The sequence below is a fragment of the Paenibacillus sp. LHD-38 genome (genome assembly GCF_031157315.1).
Taxonomy (GTDB): Bacteria; Bacillota; Bacilli; order Paenibacillales; family Paenibacillaceae; genus Pristimantibacillus.
Genome location: NZ_JAVIFU010000002.1, coordinates 12933 through 33061, shown reverse-complemented (window position 1 = coordinate 33061; position 20129 = coordinate 12933). Strand labels below are relative to the sequence as shown.

Genomic DNA, 20129 nt, shown 5'->3' with positions numbered 1-20129 from the left:
AATTCAGATGGAATTTGGAAGATTAATTACCGCAATGGTAACCCCATTCGATGCGGACGGTCATATTGATTGGCAAACGACAGGCCGATTGATTGATTATTTAATTGAGGAGCAGCAAAGCGATAGTCTTGTCGTTTCAGGCACTACTGGCGAATCGCCGACGCTGTCCGATGAAGAGAAGCTTGAACTGTTCCGATTTGCTGTCAAGCATGCGAATGGTCGTTGCAAAATTATTGCTGGTACGGGAAGCAACAATACGGCCCATTCCATCCATTTGACAAAAGATGCGGAAGCAGCTGGGGTTGACGGCATTTTGCTTGTCGCACCTTATTATAACCGTCCTAACCAAGAAGGACTTTTTCAGCATTTTAAGGCGATTGCGGAAGCAACGGCGCTACCGATCATTTTGTATAACGTGGAAGGACGTACGGGTGTGAATCTATCCGCCGAGACGACGCTTCGCTTAGCACAAATTGACAATATTGTAGCTACTAAAGATTGCGCTAATTTAGATCAACTAACACAAATTATTAGCGGCGCTCCTGCGGGCTTTAAGCTTTATAGCGGTGACGATAGCGCGACATTGCCATCGTTAGCAGTTGGCGGTTATGGCATTATCAGTGTTGCCAGCCATATTGTCGGCGCACAGATGAAAGATCTAATCGATGCATACCTGAGTGGAAATGTGCAGGAAGCTGCTCGTATAAACGGTCTTTTACATCCGGTTTTCAAGGGTTTGTTTTATTGCCCTCATCCTGTACCCAACCCTGTTGCAGTAAAATTTGCTTTAGGCTTGAAAGGTATTTCTGTGGGCGGAGTAAGACTGCCACTTGTTACTGTAAACGAGGCAGAAGCCGCATTCCTACGCAATTTATTGGTATAAATAAACGTTATCGTTTATTGCAACCGGTGCGTCCAGCATCGGTTTTATTTTTTTGGGAAGCATATTGGTTAATAGCTTTATCGTGTTTCACTTGTATTCCAGCTTTTTCTTCATGTATAATGATTTCAAGTGACTGGGTGCGGCAAATATTTGGAAATGAACTTAACGTCAGAGCGGCATCTGACGAAACAAATGCATAGGTATCTTCAAATTCGGCATCACAACACCTATGGATCAGTACAAGATCAAATTTGCGTTTCCATATGAAGACAATACTTACGAGGCCATTCTAGCTTCGCAAAAATAATTAGATGCTTTAGAAGCCATTATGCTTCGAAAAATTTAACAGAATGCTTACGGAGCAACAGCTGCTTCGCAAAATTTTAAGGAGGAAAGATACACTTGTCTAAGAAGAACAACCAGGATAAACTGCTCATTTTTGCATTAGGCGGAGTAGGCGAGATCGGAAAAAATATGTACGTCATCCAGTATAACAATGATATCGTTGTTGTCGATTCAGGCTTGAAGTTTCCAGAAGAGGACATGCTCGGAATTGATATTGTAATTCCAGATATTTCGTACCTAACAGAAAATCGCGACAAAGTTCGCGGTATTATTATCACGCATGGACATGAAGATCACATTGGCGGATTGCCTTACGTACTAAAAAGCCTAAATGTTCCATTATATGCAACAAAACTTACACTTGGACTTATTGAGGGGAAATTGAAGGAAGCGGGTTTGCTGGGAGAAACTAAGCGTATTCTCATAAACGCAGATAGCGAAATTCAATTAGGCACGATCCGTGCTTCTTTCTTTAGAACTAACCACAGTATTCCGGATTCCGTAGGCGTTAGCTTGGATACACCAGAAGGTACTGTTGTCCATACAGGTGACTTTAAATTTGACCATACTCCGGTAAATGAGCAATTCGCTGATTTGCAGCGCATCGCTGAAATTGGAAAACGCGGCGTTTTGGCACTTCTTTCAGACAGTACGAACGCAGAGCGTCCAGGCTACACGCCGTCGGAAGCACAAGTTGGCGACAATTTGGAAGATATTTTCCGCAAATCATCACAGCGCGTTGTTGTTGCGACATTCGCTTCCAACGTGCACCGGATTCAACAAATCATTAATGCAGCCATTGCTACCCGCCGTAAGATTGCCGTAGTCGGACGGAGTATGGTAAATGTCGTTGGAATCGCTTCTGACCTTGGCTACTTAAATATTCCAGAAGGCATGATCATTGAACCGGAAGAAGTTAACAAATTAGCTGCAGATCGTGTCGTTATTTTGTGTACAGGCAGTCAAGGCGAGCCGATGTCTGCACTTACTCGCATGGCACGTTCAACGCATCGTAAGGTGGACATCCTGCCAGGTGATACCGTTATCATCGCTGCAACGCCAATCCCAGGTAACGAACGTTATGTTGGTCGTACAGTCGATGAATTATTCCGATTAGGCGCAAACGTTATTTACGGCAATGGATCGGTTTCCGGCGTCCATGTTTCAGGTCACGGAAGCCAAGAAGAACTGAAGCTTATGCTTAACCTGATTAAGCCTAAATACTTCATTCCTATTCACGGTGAATACCGTATGCTTCGCCAGCATGCGAAACTCGGAGAAGCTATTGGGATCGAACGCGAGAATATTTTCGTTATTGATAACGGAGATACAGTTGAATTCCAAAACGGAAACGGTCGCAAAGGCTCAAAAGTACAAGCAGGAAATGTTCTTATTGATGGTTTAGGCGTTGGAGATGTTGGTAACATCGTATTGCGTGATCGTAAGCTGTTATCGCAGGATGGTATTTTGGTCGTTGTGGTTACATTAAGCAAACAAGACGGCGCAATCCTGTCTGGTCCGGATATTATATCCCGCGGTTTCGTGTATGTTCGTGAATCCGAAGGTCTTTTGGATGAAGCTAACCGTATCGTTACATCGACATTAACTCGCTTAATGAATGATAAAGTAAATGAATGGGCATCACTCAAAACGAACGTGAAAGATGCGCTTGGCCGCTTTTTGTACGAGCAGACTCGCCGCCGTCCGATGATTTTGCCAATTATTATGGAAGTGTAAATCGATATATCATTTCTGAAGAGGATCGCTTGTCCATTCCGCAATTGCCGCGGCGGACGCAAGCGATTCTCTTTTTTTTGCATACATGTCGTTTCATGACTTTATCCGGAATAAATTTGACGCCAGACCCCATACTATGACGAGCGATATCATAAGAGGGGGATTGTACATGAATTGGCAGTCACAGATGGACTTAACATCGGAGCAACCCGATCCAAACACGGATGAGAAAAAAAAGGCGAATGCTGTCGTCGAGACGATACAGCAACTGGGGCAGACAGCTACGCCGGCAATGACAGAATCAAATATATTTTGCATGACTATTATTGGACAGGTGGAGGGTCATCTTGTTTTGCCGCCGCAAAATAAAACGACCAAGTATGAGCATCTTATTCCACAATTAGTTGCAGCAGAACAAAATCATAAAATCGAAGGAATATTCATCGTACTTAACACGGTAGGCGGCGATGTGGAAGCAGGGTTGGCCATTGCTGAAATGATTTCATCCTTAACTAAGCCGACCGTTACCCTTGTACTTGGCGGCGGACATTCAATCGGCGTTCCCATTGCAGTAGCAGGCGACATGTCATTTATTGCAGAAACAGCGACGATGACCATCCATCCGATTCGGTTAAACGGATTAGTTATCGGAGTTCCCCAAACCTTTGAGTATTTAGATAAAATGCAGGAGCGTGTCGTGCGTTTCGTGACTTCGCATTCCAATGTCACAGAGCATATATTTAAAGAACTCATGTTCAAGACTGGTGAGCTGACACGCGACATTGGCACAACGGTCATTGGCGCGGATGCGGTCAAGCACGGCCTTATCGATGCGGTTGGCGGATTAGGCGAGGCGCTAAAGGAATTAAACCGACGTATTGAAGCTTCTAAAAGCGCCAAAATCGAGGTGACTCTTCAATGACGCTGTATACGAATATGCCACTGGAGCTGGTGCTGGAGGGCTTTAATGATGAAATGGAGAGCCTGCAAGAGGTTTGGTCTAACGGAGTGAAAATGCAGGTAATGCCGGTAGCGCCGGGAATGGGGAAAATTGTACGTTTGATAGAATGCAACTTGCACGATTATCTGAATCCTAATTTATCGCCAGGAACCATCGTTCACTATCAGTAATCAGTAACGCCAAACGGATGTTCGTACGAATGTCTCATAGGAACATTTGCCCACCTATGGTATAATCTTTTACCAGAGGTGACCGATTTGGCAAAGAAAAAGAGAAGAAAAAAAACAATTGGCTCAAACCTAAAATACGAAGTGTATGGCATTTTGCTAATTACAATCTCCATTATTGCACTATCGGGTGAAGCGGCTGTCGGGCGCTCGTTATCCAAATTATTTGGACTTGTGCTCGGCAAGTTTTATTTCGTGCTTGCAATAATAGGGATTGTGATTGGACTAGCAGTCATGATTAAACGAACTTGGCCAAAGGGATGGACTAATAAGCGTACGGGCATATTTATTTTGGTGCTTGCGTTTACACTGATGAGCTCAATATCAGAGATTGACCAAAAGTTAAGTCCTACCGCAGACCTTACCGGGACGATGATATTCAGGCAGCTAAGCAGTGATTTGCAAATGATATTAATAAACGTGCCTGTCGAAAATGATTTACCTATTCGAGACAAGCAAATTAGCGGAGGCTACGTTGGCGCTATTCAATACTCTTTGTTTTTCTCATTATTCGGCTATTATGGCGCGAAGCTTATTATGTTTGTAATGTTCGCGATCTCTATCATGCTGATGACGGGCAAGTCTTATGTGGAATTAGGAAGAGTCATAAGCAGCAGGGCAACGCGAATGTTTAAATTACTTGCGGCTAAATGGGCAAAGAGAGCCACTTTGCGTGCATCAGCCACAGACAGTACAAGTCCTGATCCATTAGATTTAGATGATGATGATACCATTGATGATGACCATGAAGGTTATGTTGTTTCTCCACCTAAGAAAAGAAAATCATTGTTTTTCTCTTGGAGACAAAATAAAAATGACGAGGAATCGAGTACACAGGCGGAGGAGCATGACGAGTGGGTATTCGAACCAAATGGGACGGAGTCGTCCGCTGGAAATAAACCCGCTTGGCAAAATGATATTGAACCGCCTTGGGAGAAGTCAGGCGCCGATTTACATACAGCTTCTGTTCAAGAAGAGTTATTGCACGGTAACACTGCGCCATGGGAAAAAGCAGGCGATGGATTAATTATTGATCATGATGCGTCTTTGTCAAGTCAGCAGGAACCATGGAACGATACCTTTCCTGTTCCTGAGCCGCTTAATCCATTGCCAGATGATGAGGCATTGGATGAACTGGATGACGAAGTGGAATCAGAGGATCAAACATCAGCAATAAAAACAGCTGAAGCTATCGATGCTTCTGAAGCGCTTATCGTGGATGAAAGCCAAGCGCAAATGGTTCCAAAGCGTCCTGCAGCCGTGGTTGAGGCAAATGCAGTCAAGCCGTACTTGCTGCCGCCTTTTTCACTGCTGACGAAACCTAACTTAATGGGCAAAAGCGCTGATGCGACGGATATGTACGACTCACGCAGAAAGCTGGAAGCTACGCTGGAAAGCTTCGGTGTTCGGGCCAAAGTGCTCGATGTCGTTCGGGGTCCGGCAGTAACGCGATATGAGGTTCAGCCAGCTACAGGGGTTAAAGTTAGTCGTATTGTAGGCTTAACGGATGATATCGCTCTTGCATTAGCCGCTAAAGACATTCGGATGGAAGCTCCGATACCAGGTAAGTCAGCCATTGGAATCGAAGTGCCGAACATGGAAGTATCTGTCGTTACGATGCGCGAGGTTATGGAAACAGCTACTTTCCAAAATGCCGCATCAAAGCTGTCAATTGCATTCGGACGTGACATCTCAGGGCAAACGATTGTGGGCAATTTAGCCAAAATGCCCCATTTGCTTGTGGCAGGAGCGACGGGTTCAGGAAAATCGGTATGTATTAACGGAATTATTACGAGTATTTTGTATAAGGCTGCGCCAGATGAAGTGAAATTTCTAATGATTGACCCGAAAATGGTTGAATTAAATGTATATAATGGGATACCGCATTTACTAGCTCCCGTCGTGACGAATCCGAAGAGAGCCTCGCTCGCGCTCAAGAAGATCGTTGTTGAAATGGAGAGCCGCTATGAGCTGTTTTCCAAATCCGCTACGCGTAACATAGAAGGCTACAATACGTTAATGGCGGATAATCCCGCAGCCGTACTTCCTTATATCGTTGTTATCGTGGACGAGCTTGCTGATCTAATGATGGTAGCCGCGAATGATGTAGAGGATTCGATCGCAAGGCTGGCGCAAATGGCACGGGCCGCAGGGATCCACCTCATCATTGCTACGCAGCGGCCATCAGTTGATGTCATCACAGGTGTGATTAAAGCGAACATCCCGTCCCGAATTGCTTTTGGTGTTTCATCCCAAGTAGATTCGCGTACCATTTTGGATATGGTCGGCGCGGAGAAATTACTTGGTCGGGGTGATATGCTGTTTTTGCCAGTTGGTATGTCCAAGCCCATCCGGGTACAGGGGGCGTTCTTATCTGATCAGGAAGTTGAGACCTTGGTCAATTATGCGCGAGGTCAAGCCGAAGCGGAATACAAAGAAGATCTTGTACCGGAGGTTGAGGAAGAATCGGCCGAAGGAAATGAGATCCTGGACGAGCTTTATGATCAAGCCGTACAAATTATATTGGAAGCGAAGCAGGCTTCGGTTTCCTTGCTCCAGCGTAGAATGCGCATCGGTTATACGAGAGCTGCAAGATTAATTGATCAGATGGAAGCACGCTCCATCGTGGGGCCTTATGAAGGAAGCAAGCCAAGAGAAGTGCTTATAACGATGGATCAATTCCAGGCTGGCAAAGTTAGCTCATAATTGAAGTTGATTACAGAAAACCGAATAATGTGCATAGAAGCGGAATGAATTTCTCATACTAAAGTTAGGTAACGCTACCTGAAGCGAACTAACTTGCAAGAGAAAGGCAGATCCTATCATGAGAAATCGTTTGATTTTAGTGACTTCGATTATCGTACTGTTGTTGTTCGGTTCTTTTTCATTCCTGCACGGTGAGCGTGAAGAAGCAACGGAAACATTCAGCAATGCTACCCTAACGGTAGGCTCTTCCGGACAGGATGTTAATGAACTGCAAGGTCGACTCAAGCACCTCGGATATTTCAAAGGCGAAATAGACGGGAAATTCGGTACGAGCACTAAAAATGCTGTTACATGGTTCCAATGGAAGTTCGGTCTTAAGTCGGACGGAGTTGTCGGTGCGAAAACAAAGCTGAAGCTATGGGAAGCTACAAAAGCTTGGAAGCCCACTGCAGCAGCGCCGCCATCATCGAACGCAGGAACAAGCGGCAAAGAAACAGCAAGCTCCACAGGCAACAAAACAACAATTGCTAAGTCTAACCGTCTAGGCTTGACAGAAAATGATCTCCAAATGATGGCGAATGCCGTATATGGAGAAGCACGAGGCGAGCCCTACGAGGGACAAGTAGCGGTTGCGGCTGTTATTATTAACCGTTTGAAATCGCAAAGCTTTCCGAATACAATTTACGGCGTTATTTTTCAACCAGGTGCTTTCACGGCAGTTGCTGACGGCCAAATTTGGCTCACTCCAAATGCCAAAGCGAGAGAAGCCGTAGAAGATGCAATCAATGGTTGGGATCCATCCGGCGGCTGCCTCTACTACTTTAATCCAGAGACAGCTACCTCGAAATGGATATGGACGAGAACGCAGATTAAAACGATTGGCAAACATATTTTTTGTATGTAACAATAGGACTTTCACGAAAGGAAGCAGCCGTTACTGCCTTGTGCAGCAGTGGTTGCTTCTTCCATTTCCTATAGGTTAGAATGGTATAGTGATTTGTCTAATGGAATAGATTTACTCTATAACACGCCGATGAAAGGAGCAAACCGAGTGTCCATATTCGAAAGAGGGCAGCTGCAGCGCATCCGTCTGCATGTGATGCCTACAAAACGATTCAAAACGTTTGCCATTTCCTTATTTGCGGGACTCACACTCGATGAAGCAACGGTTACGCCGGTTGCTCTTATTCCGTTTGTACTGAGAAGAGGAACCGCAAACTTGCCTGAAACCATTTCTTTCCGGGAAAAGCTTGACGATTTATATGGAGCAGGTTTTGGTTTTGATGTATATAAAAGAGGCGATTCTCAAATCGTTCAATTTCGTATGGATGTCATTAATGATGAGTTTGTGTCATCGAACACGCCGCTCCTTGCCGAGTCGCTACAATTTTTAGGCGATGTCGTTACGGACCCCTTGTTAGAGAATAACGGCTTTCATCAAAAGTATGTCGATGCAGAAAAAACAACGCTTAAGAAACGCTTAGAAGCTATCGTGAATGATAAGATTCGCTATGCGGCAGAGCGCTGCTTGGAAGAAATGTGCGCGGATGAGCATTACCGCCTTCACCCGCTTGGCAAGCTTGCAGAGATTGATTCTATATCGCCTTCGTCGCTTTATAAACAATATGAGCAATGGCTGGATCAAGCCGCGCTTGATTTGTATGTCGTCGGCGATACCACGCTAGCGGAAGTAACGGAGCTTGTATCCAAAGCCTTTAAGTTGAAAAACGGCTCGCCATCCTCCTATTCAACGCCAAACGTGCATCATCCGGTCAAAGAAGTAAAAAAGGTGACGGAGCGAATGGAAGTCAGTCAAGGCAAGCTCAATTTGGGTTTGCGTACCGGAGTAGGTTACACGGATGACGAATATCCAGCTGCCTTAATGTACAATGGCATTTTGGGAGGATATCCTCATTCTAAGCTTTTTCTAAACGTACGTGAGAAGGAAAGCTTGGCGTATTATGCGGCTTCCCGTCTAGATGGACATAAAGGTCTTTGCACCATACAATCCGGCATTGAGTTTGCCAACTACGACAGAGCGGTCGTTATTATTCAAGAACAGCTTGAAAGCATGCGCCAAGGAAATCTGTCCGAGCTTGAGATGAATCAGACGAAAGCCATGATATCCAATCATCTCCGTGAGCTTCAAGATTCCGCTTATGAGATGATCGCTTATGATTTTAATGGCGTTCTTACAGGCAAGCAAAGAAGTGCAGAGCAGCTACTGGAGCAGGTACAGGCGGTTACTGCTGCGGATATTGTGAAGGTTGCCGAGCGCGTGCAGCTCGATACGATTTACTTTTTGCGTGACCGGAAGGAGGCATAACGATGCAAACCCTTAGCTATCCAAATGTGCAGGAAACGCTATATCGCGAGGTGCTTGATAACGGATTAGAGGTTATCGTGCTTCCAAAGGAAGGGTTTAATAAAACCTACGCGACATTTTCAACAAAATACGGCTCGGTAGACAATCGTTTTTCAGTTGGCAATCAGCCGCCAGTAAAGGTGCCCGACGGGATTGCTCATTTTTTGGAGCATAAAATGTTCGAAGAGCCGACAGGTGATATTTTTGCTGTTTTTGCTTCACAAGGCGCCTCTGCTAACGCATTTACAAGCTTTGACCGCACCGTATATTTGTTTTCGGCGACGGAGCAAATTAATGCTAACCTGGAGACATTGATCAACTTTGTTCAAAATCCTTATTTCACGGATACAAACGTAGAAAAGGAAAAGGGGATTATTGAGCAAGAAATCAATATGTATCGAGACAATCCGGATTGGAGAGTCTATTTCGGACTCATCGATGCGCTTTATCATGTGCATCCCGTCCATATTGATATTGCTGGTACGGTAGAATCCATTAGACAAATCGATAAAGAGACGTTATATCGCTGCTATGAAACCTTTTATCATCCTTCCAATATGCTGCTTTTCGTTGTTGGCGGCGTGAAGGCGGAGGAAGTTTTCCAGCTCGTTCGCGATAATCAGAGCACCAAATCATTTGAGCCTCAGGGTTCAATCGAGAGGTTTTTTGAGAAGGAGCCGGAGTCCGTGAAAATTACCCGAAAGGTAACGGAGCTTCCTGTATCATTGCCTAAATGCATGCTCGGTTTCAAAGAAAAGCAGACGGGTCTTACCGGTGAAACGCTGCTGCGTCAAGAAGTAACGACAAAGCTGATGCTGGAAGCCTTAATTGGACCTAGCTCTAAGCTTTACCAGCAGCTTTACGAGAATGATTTGATTTCCGATTCCTTCGGACATGAGTACAATTCGAGTACGGGCTATGCATTCTCCGTTATCGGCGGTGATTCGCCAAATCCAGATGAGCTGATCAAGCAAATCCGTGCGGCCGTAGAAGGTACTTTGGCGAGCGGAATAGAACCAACGGCTTTTGAAAGATCCAAGCGAAAAAAAATCGGCGGATATTTGCGGATGCTCAATTCCCCAGAAGCGATTGCCGGTGAATTTACAAGATACCGGTTTCGTGACAGCGATATGTTCGATGTCCTCGATTTTTATGAAAAATGTACGCTTGACGATGTCAATGCGCGACTGCGCGAGCATTTTGATTTCGATCAGCTTGCGGTATCTATCGTGGAACAGCCGTCAAAATGAAAACGCTCCAGCAAATGACGGTGTTAATTACGGGGGGAGGCCGCGGGATCGGGGCAGCCATTGCCAAACGATTTGCAGCTGAGGGTGTTAACATCGTTATTCATTATTTGCAGTCTCATGAGACAGCTAACGAAACAGCACGAACTTGCATGGCACTTGGTGCAAATGTATTAACGATATCTGCTGATTTGCGCTCCAAGGAGCAGCTCGAGCGGATGCGGGAGAAGCTGGAGAGTCATAATATGCTTCCAGATATACTGGTAAACAACGGCGGCATTTCTCATTATGGCATGCTGATGGATGTCTCGGAGGAAGAATGGGATAATGTGATGTCCGTTAACCTAAAAGGCATGTTTCTTTGCTCGCAGTTATTTATGCCGAATATGATTGTGCAGCGTTATGGCCGTATCATAAATGTTTCGTCCATTTGGGGGATGTCCGGCGCCTCCTGCGAAGTGCTTTATTCAACAACAAAGGGTGGCATGAACGCCTTTACGAAGGCGCTGGCTAAGGAGCTTGCGCCAACTGGGGTTACGGTCAATGCCGTAGCTCCAGGTGCTGTTGAAACAGAGATGATGGACGGGTTCAACGCGGAGGAAAAGGCAGCCTTGGAGCAGGAGATTCCAGTTGGCCGATTTGGCTCGACGGAAGAAATCGCATCCCTTGTTTATTTTCTCGCTTTGCCCGAGTCATCGTATATCACGGGGCAGGTCATCAGTCCGAATGGCGGTTGGCACACGTGATCCAAGAATGTTTTCGGACAGACCCTATGCATAATTAGTGATGCTTTTACACATGATATGACTGTTGATGATTCTTTTCTATACCTTTAGGAGGCGAAGAAACATGTCAACTGTCCTTTCTAATTTTGCCACATGGAAGCATTTCTTGGCAGACCGTGTATCTCAAGCAAAGAAGATCGGGATGACGGAAGAAACGATTTCAAGCCTGGCTTATGAAATCGGTGCCTTTCTCGATGAGAAGGTAGATCCGAAAAATGAGGAAGAACGCATTTTAAAGCAGCTGTGGGATGTTGGTGACGAGGCAGAACGTAAAACTCTTTCTAGCCTCATGGTCAAGCTCGTCCAAAAATCGTAGTTGTTTTATTAATTCGACATTTTCCTCAAGTAGAAGCAGAAGCAGGAGAGCCTCCTTATAGGAGGCTTTTCTGCAATGTTTCTTTTTGGCTTGCAGGATTGTGACGAAAATTGTAGAATTATGTTTCATGACGTAGTATCCATCATTTACATACTTCTATAAGAACAGGTTTAGGACGGTGACAGCTTTGGAGTCGAAACAATGGTATATGGAATACAAAATACATAAAAACAGGCCTGGCTTGCTCGGAGATATCGCCTCTTTATTAGGTATGCTTGAGGTTAATATTATGACCATTAACGGTGTGGAAGATAGAACGAGGGGAATGCTTCTTCAGACGGATGACGATGAGAAGATCGAGCTGCTTGGCAAAATGCTTCAAAAGGTTGATAATATAACTGTAAACAAACTGAGAACGCCAACAATTGTCGATATTTTGGCTGTTCGCCATGGTCGGTACATTGAACGGGATTCGGATGATCGCAAGACATTCCGTTTTACGCGGGATGAGCTCGGTATTTTGGTTGATTTTTTGGGCGAAGTGTTTAAACGGGATGGAAATCAGGTTATAGGATTACGTGGGATGCCCCGTGTCGGCAAGACGGAATCCATTATTGCCGGAAGCGTATGCTCGAATAAGCGCTGGACGTTCGTATCTTCAACCCTGCTGCGCCAAACGGTTAGAAGCCAGCTCTCAGAGGATGAAATGCAGCCCAATAATATCTTTATTATTGATGGGATTGTGAGTACGATCCGCTCAAATGAGAAGCATTATGGATTGCTTCAAGAAATTATGGCAATGCCTTCAACTAAAGTTATTGAGCATCCTGATATTTTCATTAAGGAATCAAATTTCGATTACAGCCATTTTGACATAATTGTTGAGTTACGCAATACGCCAGATGAAGAAATATCGTACGAATCTTTCACAGCTAACTATACAGACGATTTCTAATCGGAAGGAGGCCGTCTCATGTCTGATTTAGGAGAATTGCTTCGCAAGGCGAGAGACCAGCGCGGATTAACGCTAGATGATATTCAAGAAACAACGAAAATAAGAAAACGGTACCTGGAAGCGATCGAAAGCGGAGACCATACGGTTTTACCCGGTCCCTTTTACGTGCGCGCATTTGTGAAAAATTACTCAGAGGCTGTTGGACTTGATCCGGACGAAGTACTTCGTTTGTATCAGCATGAGGTGCCGGCAGCACCGGCTGAGCAAATTTCCGAACCGATCGTCGTGAGATCGCCGCGTCGCGTCAAATCACAATCGTCCGAGAGGCTTGGCAAAATCGGTTTCAACGTCATGATGTGGTCCTTCCTGATTTTAATCGTTGTCGTGATTTGGGTGTATGTCATTAATAACGAAACGGATGATCCCAAACAAGTCGATAACAGCACTGATATTACGGAAGCTTCTGAACCGCCGGTTAAGACTGACGAAACAGATAAAGCCGGGAATGAAGTTACGCCGACAAACGAACCAGTTGCTCCTACGCCAACTGAAGCGCCAACCACGGTTACATTCGGCAGTAAGGTAGGAAAAGCTGATCAATACGATATTGGGCCTGCTGGAAAAACGCATAGGGTTGAAGTGAAAATCGTAGGCGGCAGAAGCTGGCTGGAGGTCCGCTCGAACAGCAATAAAGGCGAAAAGCTGTATTCGGCGAATGCAGAGGATGGAACGGTAGAGTCTTACGATCTCATCGGCCCGATCTATATCAATGTGGGAAGATCTGATCTAACAGAAATAACGGTGGATGGCGTTCCGGTCCCTGACGGAGACCGAGCTGGGTCTAAGAAGCTGCTGCTTCAACCGATAGCTGATGGAGCAACTCCCACAGACGCAACAGCAACGCCAACGCCAAACAATGAAAGCAATCAAACGGAATAATGATTAATGTACCAAAGGAGAGGTTTTAATGGCTTCAGAGAATGCATTTGATATTGTATCCAAAGTGGATATGGCAGAATTGGCTAACGCGATTAAGCAGGCCGAACGGGAGATTGAAACACGCTTTGATTTTAAAGGGAGCAAAAGCTCCATCGCACTCGAAAAGGAAGAACTCGTCGTTGCATCCGAGGATGATTACAAGCTGAAAAATGTCCTTGACATTCTTTTGTCCAAAATGGTGAAACGCGGCGTTCCTATTAAGAACCTGGATTACGGAAAAATCGAAGGCGCTTCCGGAAATACGGTACGTCAACGGATTAAGCTTAGACAGGGCATTGAGCAGGATGTTTCCAAAAAGATCAATATACTAATAAGGGATTCGAAGCTGAAGGTAAAAAGCTTGATCCAAGGGGATCAAATTAGAGTATCAGGCAAAAGCCTTGATGATTTGCAGGCCGTTATGAAGCTTCTCAGAGAAGCGGACCTGCCTGTTGAACTTCAATTTACCAACTACCGCTCGTAATAGCGAAGCTTCGTTTCATCGGAATTCGAGAAACGAAGCTTTTCGTTTAATAGCGCATAGAGGGAAAAATGGGGCTATAGCTGCTTTTGACACGTGTATGGGCATGTATTATACTTGTTGAGATAGCTTTACAGAAGGATCTGGGGGATACATAGATGAAAGTAAGCACACATGCAGTCACTCAAGGTTGCTTAGCAAATGGTCCGCATCTGGAACACAATTCCAGATTCATTCACGAACAAAGGGTTCGCGTAACGCACACCTATGAGTTAGATCGATCTAAGGAGGGAATTGCGTGAATCTGGCGAACCGCATTACCTTAGCCAGAATATTTTTAGTGCCGATTATTATGTTTTTTCTGCTTATCAAAGTGGATTTGGGGTCGTTTAGCATTTCAGACTTCTCCATTACATACAATCAAATCGCAGCGGCACTCATTTTTATTGTGGCGGCAAGTACAGATGGGTTAGACGGCTACATAGCGCGCAAGAACAAAATCGTAACCAACCTCGGCAAACTGCTCGACCCATTAGCAGATAAGCTGCTTGTTGCAGCTGTCCTTATTTCACTTGTTGAAATGGACAAGCTGAATGCTTTGATAGCAATAGTTATTATTAGCCGTGAATTCGCTGTAACGGGACTTCGTCAAATTGCGCTCTTAGAGGGCTCCGTAATGGCTGCCAGCACATGGGGAAAATGGAAGACGGCGATTCAAATTACAATGATTATTGCGCTTTTGATCAACAACTTCCCATTTAATTTCATTGATTTTCCTTTTGATGTCATCGCAAGCTGGGTAGCAGCCGCCATCACGGTATACTCAGGCATTGATTATTTTTTGAAGAACAAGCATTTGATTCCGGTAGAATAACGTTAAAGCATCTTTCCGTTCAAAGGAGGGATGCTTTTACTTATATTGCTCTGGGCATATCTACAATTGACGCAGAGGGGATCTCGAATAATGAAAGCAGAAATCATAGCGGTCGGTACAGAGCTGCTGCTCGGCCAAATCGTAAATACGAATGCGCAGTTTTTGTCTCAAAAGCTTGCGGGATTAGGCGTTGACGTTTATTTTCAGACGGTTGTCGGTGACAATGCCGGGAGGCTGCGGGAAGCGATTGAAATTGGGCGAGGCCGAGCGGATCTACTTGTTTTTACGGGTGGACTTGGTCCGACACAAGATGATCTTACGAAGGACGTTTTAGCAGAATATTTAAACCGCAAGCTCGTTATCCATGAGCCTTCTATGACTCAAATAGAGAAGATGTTCAGCTCGCGCGGCATTCATATGGTGGAGAGCAACCGTCGCCAAGCCTTGATGATTGAGGGTAGTGATCCATTAGAAAATACAACGGGCTTAGCAGTTGGTAACGGTTTATCCGTGGATGGGACGCTGTACTTGCTGCTTCCGGGTCCGCCGAGGGAAATGAAGCCGATGATGGATGGAGCGGGCGAGCTATGGCTGCGTTCTTTGCTGGGAGAAACGAAGCCGCTTTATTCGCGCATATTAAAGTTCGCAGGCATTGGAGAATCGAATCTTGAAGCGAAGCTAATTGATTTAATTGACGGTCAGGTAGATCCGACTATCGCTCCTTACGCGAAGGAAGGCGAGGTTTCCATAAGGGTTTCGACTAAAGCAAACTCTGCCATCGATGCCGATCGGAAAATAGATGAAAGCGTAGAAAAGATAAAGGAACGAGTGGGAGAGTTCTTGTATGCGCAGGAGGACGTACCTCTCGAGGTTGAGGTTGTACACCTTCTGAGAGCCTCAAGGCGCAAGCTGGCGAGTGCGGAAAGCTGCAGCGGGGGTTTATTGGCCGAGCTTATTACAAACGTTCCTGGGAGCAGTGGAGAGTATGTAGGAGGAGTGGTCACTTACACCAATATAATGAAGCATCACTTGCTAAGCATACCGATGACGCAGCTAGAAGGCGAGGGCGCGCCCGGTGCGATCAGCGACTCGACAGCGGCTTTAATGGCGGAGCGGGTAAGAGAGCTTTCAGATGCTGACTTTGGCGTATCCTTGACAGGAGTCGCCGGTCCGGCGGAATCCGAGGGCAAGCCTGTTGGTCTTGTTTACGTAGGCATTTCGATGCGGGGAAAAGATACCGAAGTTTTTACTTTGAATTTAAGCGGCGGCAGAAGCATGATAAGGCTTCGCGCCGTGAAAGCAGCATTGTACCGATTATGGCTGGCGCTTCAGGCGGATAAAGGCGAATAAATGGGCATTGCTCTCGGAGAGGGAGGTTGGCTCCGGAAGCGAAGGCCATTTCATATTGACAATATAGTCTGGGACTTAGTCTTCAATAAGTACCGGAAATTTCGAAGTAATAAAAATAAATAATGTTTGTCAATTGCGGGCTAGCCCGTTATAATTAAAGTTAGTTATCGGAAGAACCGTGGCGAAGAATACTTTGCTGCGGTTTTTTTATGTCCATTTGAGGGGGCGAAGCGAAAAGGCGAATGTATGTTCGAAAAAATGCTTGTCAACCCGTCAGAAAAAAGGTATCATAACATTATAAATAAAGAAGGATGTGAGTTTCTTGTCGGATCGTCGCGCTGCACTAGAAATGGCTTTGCGTCAAATTGAGAAGCAATTTGGTAAAGGCTCCATCATGAAATTGGGAGAATCCACACACATGCAGGTAGAAACCGTGCCTAGCGGTTCACTTGCTCTAGATATTGCATTAGGAATAGGCGGCTTGCCGCGTGGACGTGTTATTGAAATATATGGACCGGAATCATCCGGTAAAACAACTGTTGCACTTCATGCGATTGCAGAGGTTCAACGAATTGGCGGACAAGCTGCCTTTATCGATGCGGAGCACGCACTGGATCCGCTTTATGCTAGTAAGCTTGGCGTAAATATTGATGAGCTGTTGCTTTCTCAGCCGGATACAGGCGAGCAAGCATTGGAAATCGCTGAAGCGCTTGTACGCAGCGGCGCGGTTGACATTGTCGTTATTGACTCCGTTGCTGCACTTGTACCAAAAGCGGAGATCGAAGGCGACATGGGTGATTCACACGTTGGTCTTCAAGCTCGTTTGATGTCGCAGGCTTTGCGAAAGCTTTCGGGTGCAATCAGCAAATCGAAGACGATTGCTATTTTCATCAACCAATTGCGTGAGAAGGTTGGCGTTATGTTTGGTAACCCTGAGACAACGCCAGGCGGACGCGCTTTGAAGTTTTATTCCAGCGTGCGACTAGATGTGCGCCGTATTGAGACGTTGAAGCAAGGTAATGACATGATTGGTAACCGTACTCGTATTAAAGTCGTGAAAAACAAGGTAGCACCTCCGTTTAAACAAGCTGAGGTCGACATCATGTACGGCGAGGGTATTTCCAGAGAAGGTACTCTTGTGGATATCGGTGTAGAGATGGATATCGTTCAGAAGAGCGGAGCATGGTTCTCATACAATGGCGAGCGTTTGGGCCAAGGGCGCGAGAATGCGAAGCAGTACTTGAAGGATCACAAGGATGTTGCAGAGGTTATCGAGAAGCAAATTCGCGATGCGAGTAACATGTCGGCAGCTGCGACTCAGGCAAATTTCAAACCTGATGAAGACGACGAAGAGTTCGAAGATCTGGAATAAAATGATCTTATAGCATACGTATTCATGCTTCGCCGCCCTGTTAGGGGCGGCGAAGCTGTGTTTAGAGAGGATGTACGCTGTGGCTTACAGTGACCCTGAAAATGAAGAAGAATGGATGATCTTATCGGTTCGTCTTGATAAGAAGGAAAGAAAATTATATCATCTCTTTGCCGAGTCAGAGGAACCGATTTTATCTGTACATGAAGATATATTAATTCGGTTTCGTTTGACGAAGGGGCAACTATTAACGGAGGTCCAAATCGAAGAAATACGAATGGAAGATGAACGTTACCGTGCCTACGTGCTGGCAATCGCCTATTTAGGAGCTAGACCGAGAACGAGAAAACAAATCGAGCAATATTTAAACCGCAAGCTGTTTGAGTCAGACAATATTCAATATGCTCTGGACCGTTTAGAAAAGGAACATATTGTGGATGATGAACAATATGCACGTCAATTTGCGGCTGGAAGACTTAAGAACAGACTGAAGGGTCGACGCTTTATCCAGCAAGAGCTGGCGCAGCGAGGCGTGTCGAAAGAAGTCGCTGCAGAGGCGATCGATGCATTGGACCATAAAGTTGAATTAGCGTCAGCGAAGAAGGCCGCAGAGAAGAAATGGCGCTCCATAAAAGGGGAGCCGTTTGAGAAAAAGCGCAAGCTTATGGGGTATTTAATGCGCAGCGGCTTTCCAGGAGATATCGTGAAGGAAGCCATAAAGTCGATAGATCTGATTGGTGAAGATGATGCATTCGAGGAAGTTGATGGGCTTTTGCTTGACAATTGATTTTACGAAAAGATAAAATGAGGTTGTATTCCTTCAATATTGAATCAATTTTCCTTCCAAAAGTTGATTCAATACGATTATTTTCGTCAAATTAGTAATTGTTGAAACGGTTTGAAGCCGGTTGAAAACCTAATATCATCCCAAGCAGTGCCTTGGTGTATGCAACAAGGAGGTGAACAAGATGCCTAATGAGGTCATTTGGATCTTGATCTGTCTCTTTGTTGGCGCAATTTTCTTTGGGATTGGTTATTTTATTCGAAAGTCGATTGCCGAGGCCAAAATTTCAAGCGCTGAGCAAGCTGCCATTGTAATCGTAGAAAATGCGAAGAAAGAAGCGGAAGCTCAGAAGAAAGAAACCGTGCTAGAAGCAAAAGATGAAGTCCACAAACTTCGTTCCGAAGCCGAGAGAGACATTCGTGAACGTCGCAACGAGGCTCAACGTCAGGAAAGACGTTTACTCCAAAAAGAGGAGTCGCTGGATAAAAAGTTAGAAGCGCTAGAACGCAAAGAAGAAACTGTAGCCAACAAAGAAAAACGGATCGAAGAAACGCAAGAGCAGATCGATTCCATTTACAAGCAGCAGCTGAGTGAATTGGAACGTATTTCGAGTCTGACAACGGAAGATGCCAAATCGATCATTTTATCCAATGTTGAACAGGAAGTACGACATGAAACAGCACAGATGATTAAAGAGATCGAGCAGCAAGCGAAAGAAGAGGCCGATAAGAAAGCCCGTGATATTATTTCACTAGCTATTCAGCGCTGTGCGGCAGATCATGTGGCTGAGACGACGGTATCCGTCGTAACATTGCCTAATGAAGAAATGAAAGGCCGCATTATTGGGCGTGAAGGCCGTAATATCCGTGCTTTGGAAACATTGACTGGTATCGATCTAATTATCGACGATACACCGGAAGCGGTCATTTTATCAGGTTTCGACCCGATAAGACGCGAAATTGCCCGCACTTCTTTGGAAAAGCTTGTGGCTGACGGTCGTATCCATCCTGCCCGCATTGAAGAAATGGTTGAAAAATCTCGTAAAGAGGTGGACGAGCGCATCCGTGAATACGGTGAGCAAGCTACTTTCGAGGTTGGCGTTCACAGCTTGCATCCGGATTTAATCAAGATTTTGGGACGATTGAAGTATCGGACAAGTTACGGTCAGAACGTGTTGAAGCACTCCATAGAGGTTGCTTACTTGACTGGATTGATGGCAGCAGAGCTTGGCCAGGATGTTACATTGGCGAAGCGCGCAGGTTTGCTGCATGATATCGGTAAAGCATTGGATCATGAAGTGGAAGGCTCGCATGTAGAAATCGGTGTTGAACTTGCTAAGAAATACAAGGAGCATCCTGTCGTTATAAACAGTATTGCTTCTCATCACGGGGATACGGAAGCTACTTCCGTAATCGCGATGCTCGTAGGAGCGGCTGACGCATTGTCCGCTGCGCGCCCTGGAGCTCGCCGTGAGACGCTTGAAACGTATATCAAACGACTGGAGAAGCTTGAAGATATCTCTGAATCGTTTGAGGGCGTAGAGAAGTCGTACGCGATTCAAGCTGGCCGCGAAGTGCGAGTCATGGTGCAGCCAGAAAAAATCGACGATACAGAAGCTTTCCGTCTTGCACGCGATATTACGAAGAAAATCGAAAGCGAACTTGATTATCCGGGACATATTAAGGTAACGGTCATTCGAGAAACACGCGCGGTTGAATATGCGAAGTAATCAACAATAAAATATCAGCTTTTCAGAAAAGTGGCTG

Annotated in this window: 18 protein-coding genes; all 18 read left to right on the top strand. The window is 45.4% G+C overall.

The window, feature by feature from the left end:
* Positions 1 to 7: 7 nt before the first annotated feature.
* Positions 8 to 883 carry a 4-hydroxy-tetrahydrodipicolinate synthase gene (gene dapA / locus RCO25_RS02135; RefSeq protein ID WP_308994508.1) on the top strand — a complete coding sequence of 292 codons (876 nt, stop codon included), beginning with the start codon at positions 8 to 10 and terminating at the stop codon, positions 881 to 883.
* Between the two features lie 402 nt (positions 884 to 1285).
* A complete protein-coding gene (locus tag RCO25_RS02130) occupies positions 1286 to 2965 on the top strand; it encodes a ribonuclease J (RefSeq protein ID WP_308994507.1) in 1680 nt (559 codons plus the stop codon).
* Between the two features lie 187 nt (positions 2966 to 3152).
* On the top strand, positions 3153 to 3887 hold the full coding sequence (locus RCO25_RS02125; RefSeq protein WP_374992047.1) for a ClpP family protease: 735 nt from the start codon (positions 3153 to 3155) through the stop codon (positions 3885 to 3887).
* The gene (locus tag RCO25_RS02120) at positions 3884 to 4096 is read left to right on the top strand and encodes a YlzJ-like family protein (protein WP_308994505.1); all 213 of its coding nucleotides are present in this window, start codon (positions 3884 to 3886) and stop codon (positions 4094 to 4096) included. The genes RCO25_RS02125 and RCO25_RS02120 overlap by 4 nt, the downstream gene beginning before the upstream one ends.
* Before the next feature lie 87 nt (positions 4097 to 4183).
* Positions 4184 to 6859 carry a DNA translocase FtsK 4TM domain-containing protein gene (locus RCO25_RS02115; protein WP_308994504.1) on the top strand — a complete coding sequence of 892 codons (2676 nt, stop codon included), beginning with the start codon at positions 4184 to 4186 and terminating at the stop codon, positions 6857 to 6859.
* Positions 6860 to 6977: 118 nt separating this feature from the next.
* Positions 6978 to 7763: a spore cortex-lytic enzyme gene (gene sleB, locus RCO25_RS02110; RefSeq protein ID WP_308994503.1), complete on the top strand. Its 786-nt coding sequence runs from the start codon at positions 6978 to 6980 to the stop codon at positions 7761 to 7763.
* A gap of 129 nt (positions 7764 to 7892) precedes the next feature.
* Positions 7893 to 9185, top strand: a complete 1293-nt coding sequence (yfmF, locus tag RCO25_RS02105; RefSeq protein WP_308994725.1) for an EF-P 5-aminopentanol modification-associated protein YfmF — start codon at positions 7893 to 7895, stop codon at positions 9183 to 9185.
* 2 nt (positions 9186 to 9187) lie between these two features.
* Positions 9188 to 10474, top strand: a complete 1287-nt coding sequence (yfmH, locus tag RCO25_RS02100; protein WP_308994502.1) for an EF-P 5-aminopentanol modification-associated protein YfmH — start codon at positions 9188 to 9190, stop codon at positions 10472 to 10474.
* Positions 10471 to 11217 (top strand): elongation factor P 5-aminopentanone reductase, encoded by a 747-nt coding sequence (ymfI, locus tag RCO25_RS02095; protein ID WP_308994501.1) that lies wholly within the window; start codon positions 10471 to 10473, stop codon positions 11215 to 11217. Before yfmH ends, ymfI begins: the two co-directional genes overlap by 4 nt.
* A 103-nt stretch (positions 11218 to 11320) precedes the next feature.
* Positions 11321 to 11572 (top strand): DUF3243 domain-containing protein, encoded by a 252-nt coding sequence (locus RCO25_RS02090; RefSeq protein ID WP_308994500.1) that lies wholly within the window; start codon positions 11321 to 11323, stop codon positions 11570 to 11572.
* A gap of 187 nt (positions 11573 to 11759) precedes the next feature.
* The gene (locus tag RCO25_RS02085; protein WP_138751528.1) at positions 11760 to 12527 is read left to right on the top strand and encodes a DUF3388 domain-containing protein; all 768 of its coding nucleotides are present in this window, start codon (positions 11760 to 11762) and stop codon (positions 12525 to 12527) included.
* An 18-nt stretch (positions 12528 to 12545) separates the two neighbouring features.
* The gene (locus tag RCO25_RS02080) at positions 12546 to 13466 is read left to right on the top strand and encodes a helix-turn-helix domain-containing protein (RefSeq protein WP_308994499.1); all 921 of its coding nucleotides are present in this window, start codon (positions 12546 to 12548) and stop codon (positions 13464 to 13466) included.
* Positions 13467 to 13494: 28 nt separating this feature from the next.
* Complete coding sequence (locus RCO25_RS02075; protein WP_308994498.1) at positions 13495 to 13989, top strand: YajQ family cyclic di-GMP-binding protein; 495 nt, start codon at positions 13495 to 13497, stop codon at positions 13987 to 13989.
* A gap of 295 nt (positions 13990 to 14284) precedes the next feature.
* Entirely contained in the window at positions 14285 to 14860 is a 576-nt protein-coding gene (gene pgsA, locus RCO25_RS02070; protein ID WP_308994497.1) for a CDP-diacylglycerol--glycerol-3-phosphate 3-phosphatidyltransferase, read from the top strand.
* Positions 14861 to 14950: 90 nt separating this feature from the next.
* A complete protein-coding gene (locus RCO25_RS02065) occupies positions 14951 to 16210 on the top strand; it encodes a competence/damage-inducible protein A (protein WP_308994496.1) in 1260 nt (419 codons plus the stop codon).
* A gap of 322 nt (positions 16211 to 16532) precedes the next feature.
* Complete coding sequence (recA, locus tag RCO25_RS02060) at positions 16533 to 17582, top strand: recombinase RecA (protein ID WP_308994495.1); 1050 nt, start codon at positions 16533 to 16535, stop codon at positions 17580 to 17582.
* Between the two features lie 79 nt (positions 17583 to 17661).
* On the top strand, positions 17662 to 18366 hold the full coding sequence (locus RCO25_RS02055; RefSeq protein WP_308994494.1) for a regulatory protein RecX: 705 nt from the start codon (positions 17662 to 17664) through the stop codon (positions 18364 to 18366).
* A 181-nt stretch (positions 18367 to 18547) separates the two neighbouring features.
* On the top strand, positions 18548 to 20092 hold the full coding sequence (rny, locus tag RCO25_RS02050) for a ribonuclease Y (protein ID WP_308994493.1): 1545 nt from the start codon (positions 18548 to 18550) through the stop codon (positions 20090 to 20092).
* Positions 20093 to 20129: the final 37 nt, after the last annotated feature.

Bases quoted from the DNA above. Each gene is read 5' to 3' on its own strand.
- dapA (WP_308994508.1), top strand. From the start codon at position 8: ATGGAATTTGGAAGATTAATTACCGCAATGGTAACCCCATTCGATGCG.
- RCO25_RS02125 (WP_374992047.1), top strand. From the start codon at position 3,153: ATGGACTTAACATCGGAGCAACCCGATCCAAACACGGATGAGAAAAAA.
- RCO25_RS02120 (WP_308994505.1), top strand. From the start codon at position 3,884: ATGACGCTGTATACGAATATGCCACTGGAGCTGGTGCTGGAGGGCTTT.
- sleB (WP_308994503.1), top strand. From the start codon at position 6,978: ATGAGAAATCGTTTGATTTTAGTGACTTCGATTATCGTACTGTTGTTG.
- yfmF (WP_308994725.1), top strand. From the start codon at position 7,893: ATGAAAGGAGCAAACCGAGTGTCCATATTCGAAAGAGGGCAGCTGCAG.
- yfmH (WP_308994502.1), top strand. From the start codon at position 9,188: ATGCAAACCCTTAGCTATCCAAATGTGCAGGAAACGCTATATCGCGAG.
- ymfI (WP_308994501.1), top strand. From the start codon at position 10,471: ATGAAAACGCTCCAGCAAATGACGGTGTTAATTACGGGGGGAGGCCGC.
- RCO25_RS02090 (WP_308994500.1), top strand. From the start codon at position 11,321: ATGTCAACTGTCCTTTCTAATTTTGCCACATGGAAGCATTTCTTGGCA.
- RCO25_RS02080 (WP_308994499.1), top strand. From the start codon at position 12,546: ATGTCTGATTTAGGAGAATTGCTTCGCAAGGCGAGAGACCAGCGCGGA.
- RCO25_RS02075 (WP_308994498.1), top strand. From the start codon at position 13,495: ATGGCTTCAGAGAATGCATTTGATATTGTATCCAAAGTGGATATGGCA.
- RCO25_RS02065 (WP_308994496.1), top strand. From the start codon at position 14,951: ATGAAAGCAGAAATCATAGCGGTCGGTACAGAGCTGCTGCTCGGCCAA.
- rny (WP_308994493.1), top strand. From the start codon at position 18,548: ATGCCTAATGAGGTCATTTGGATCTTGATCTGTCTCTTTGTTGGCGCA.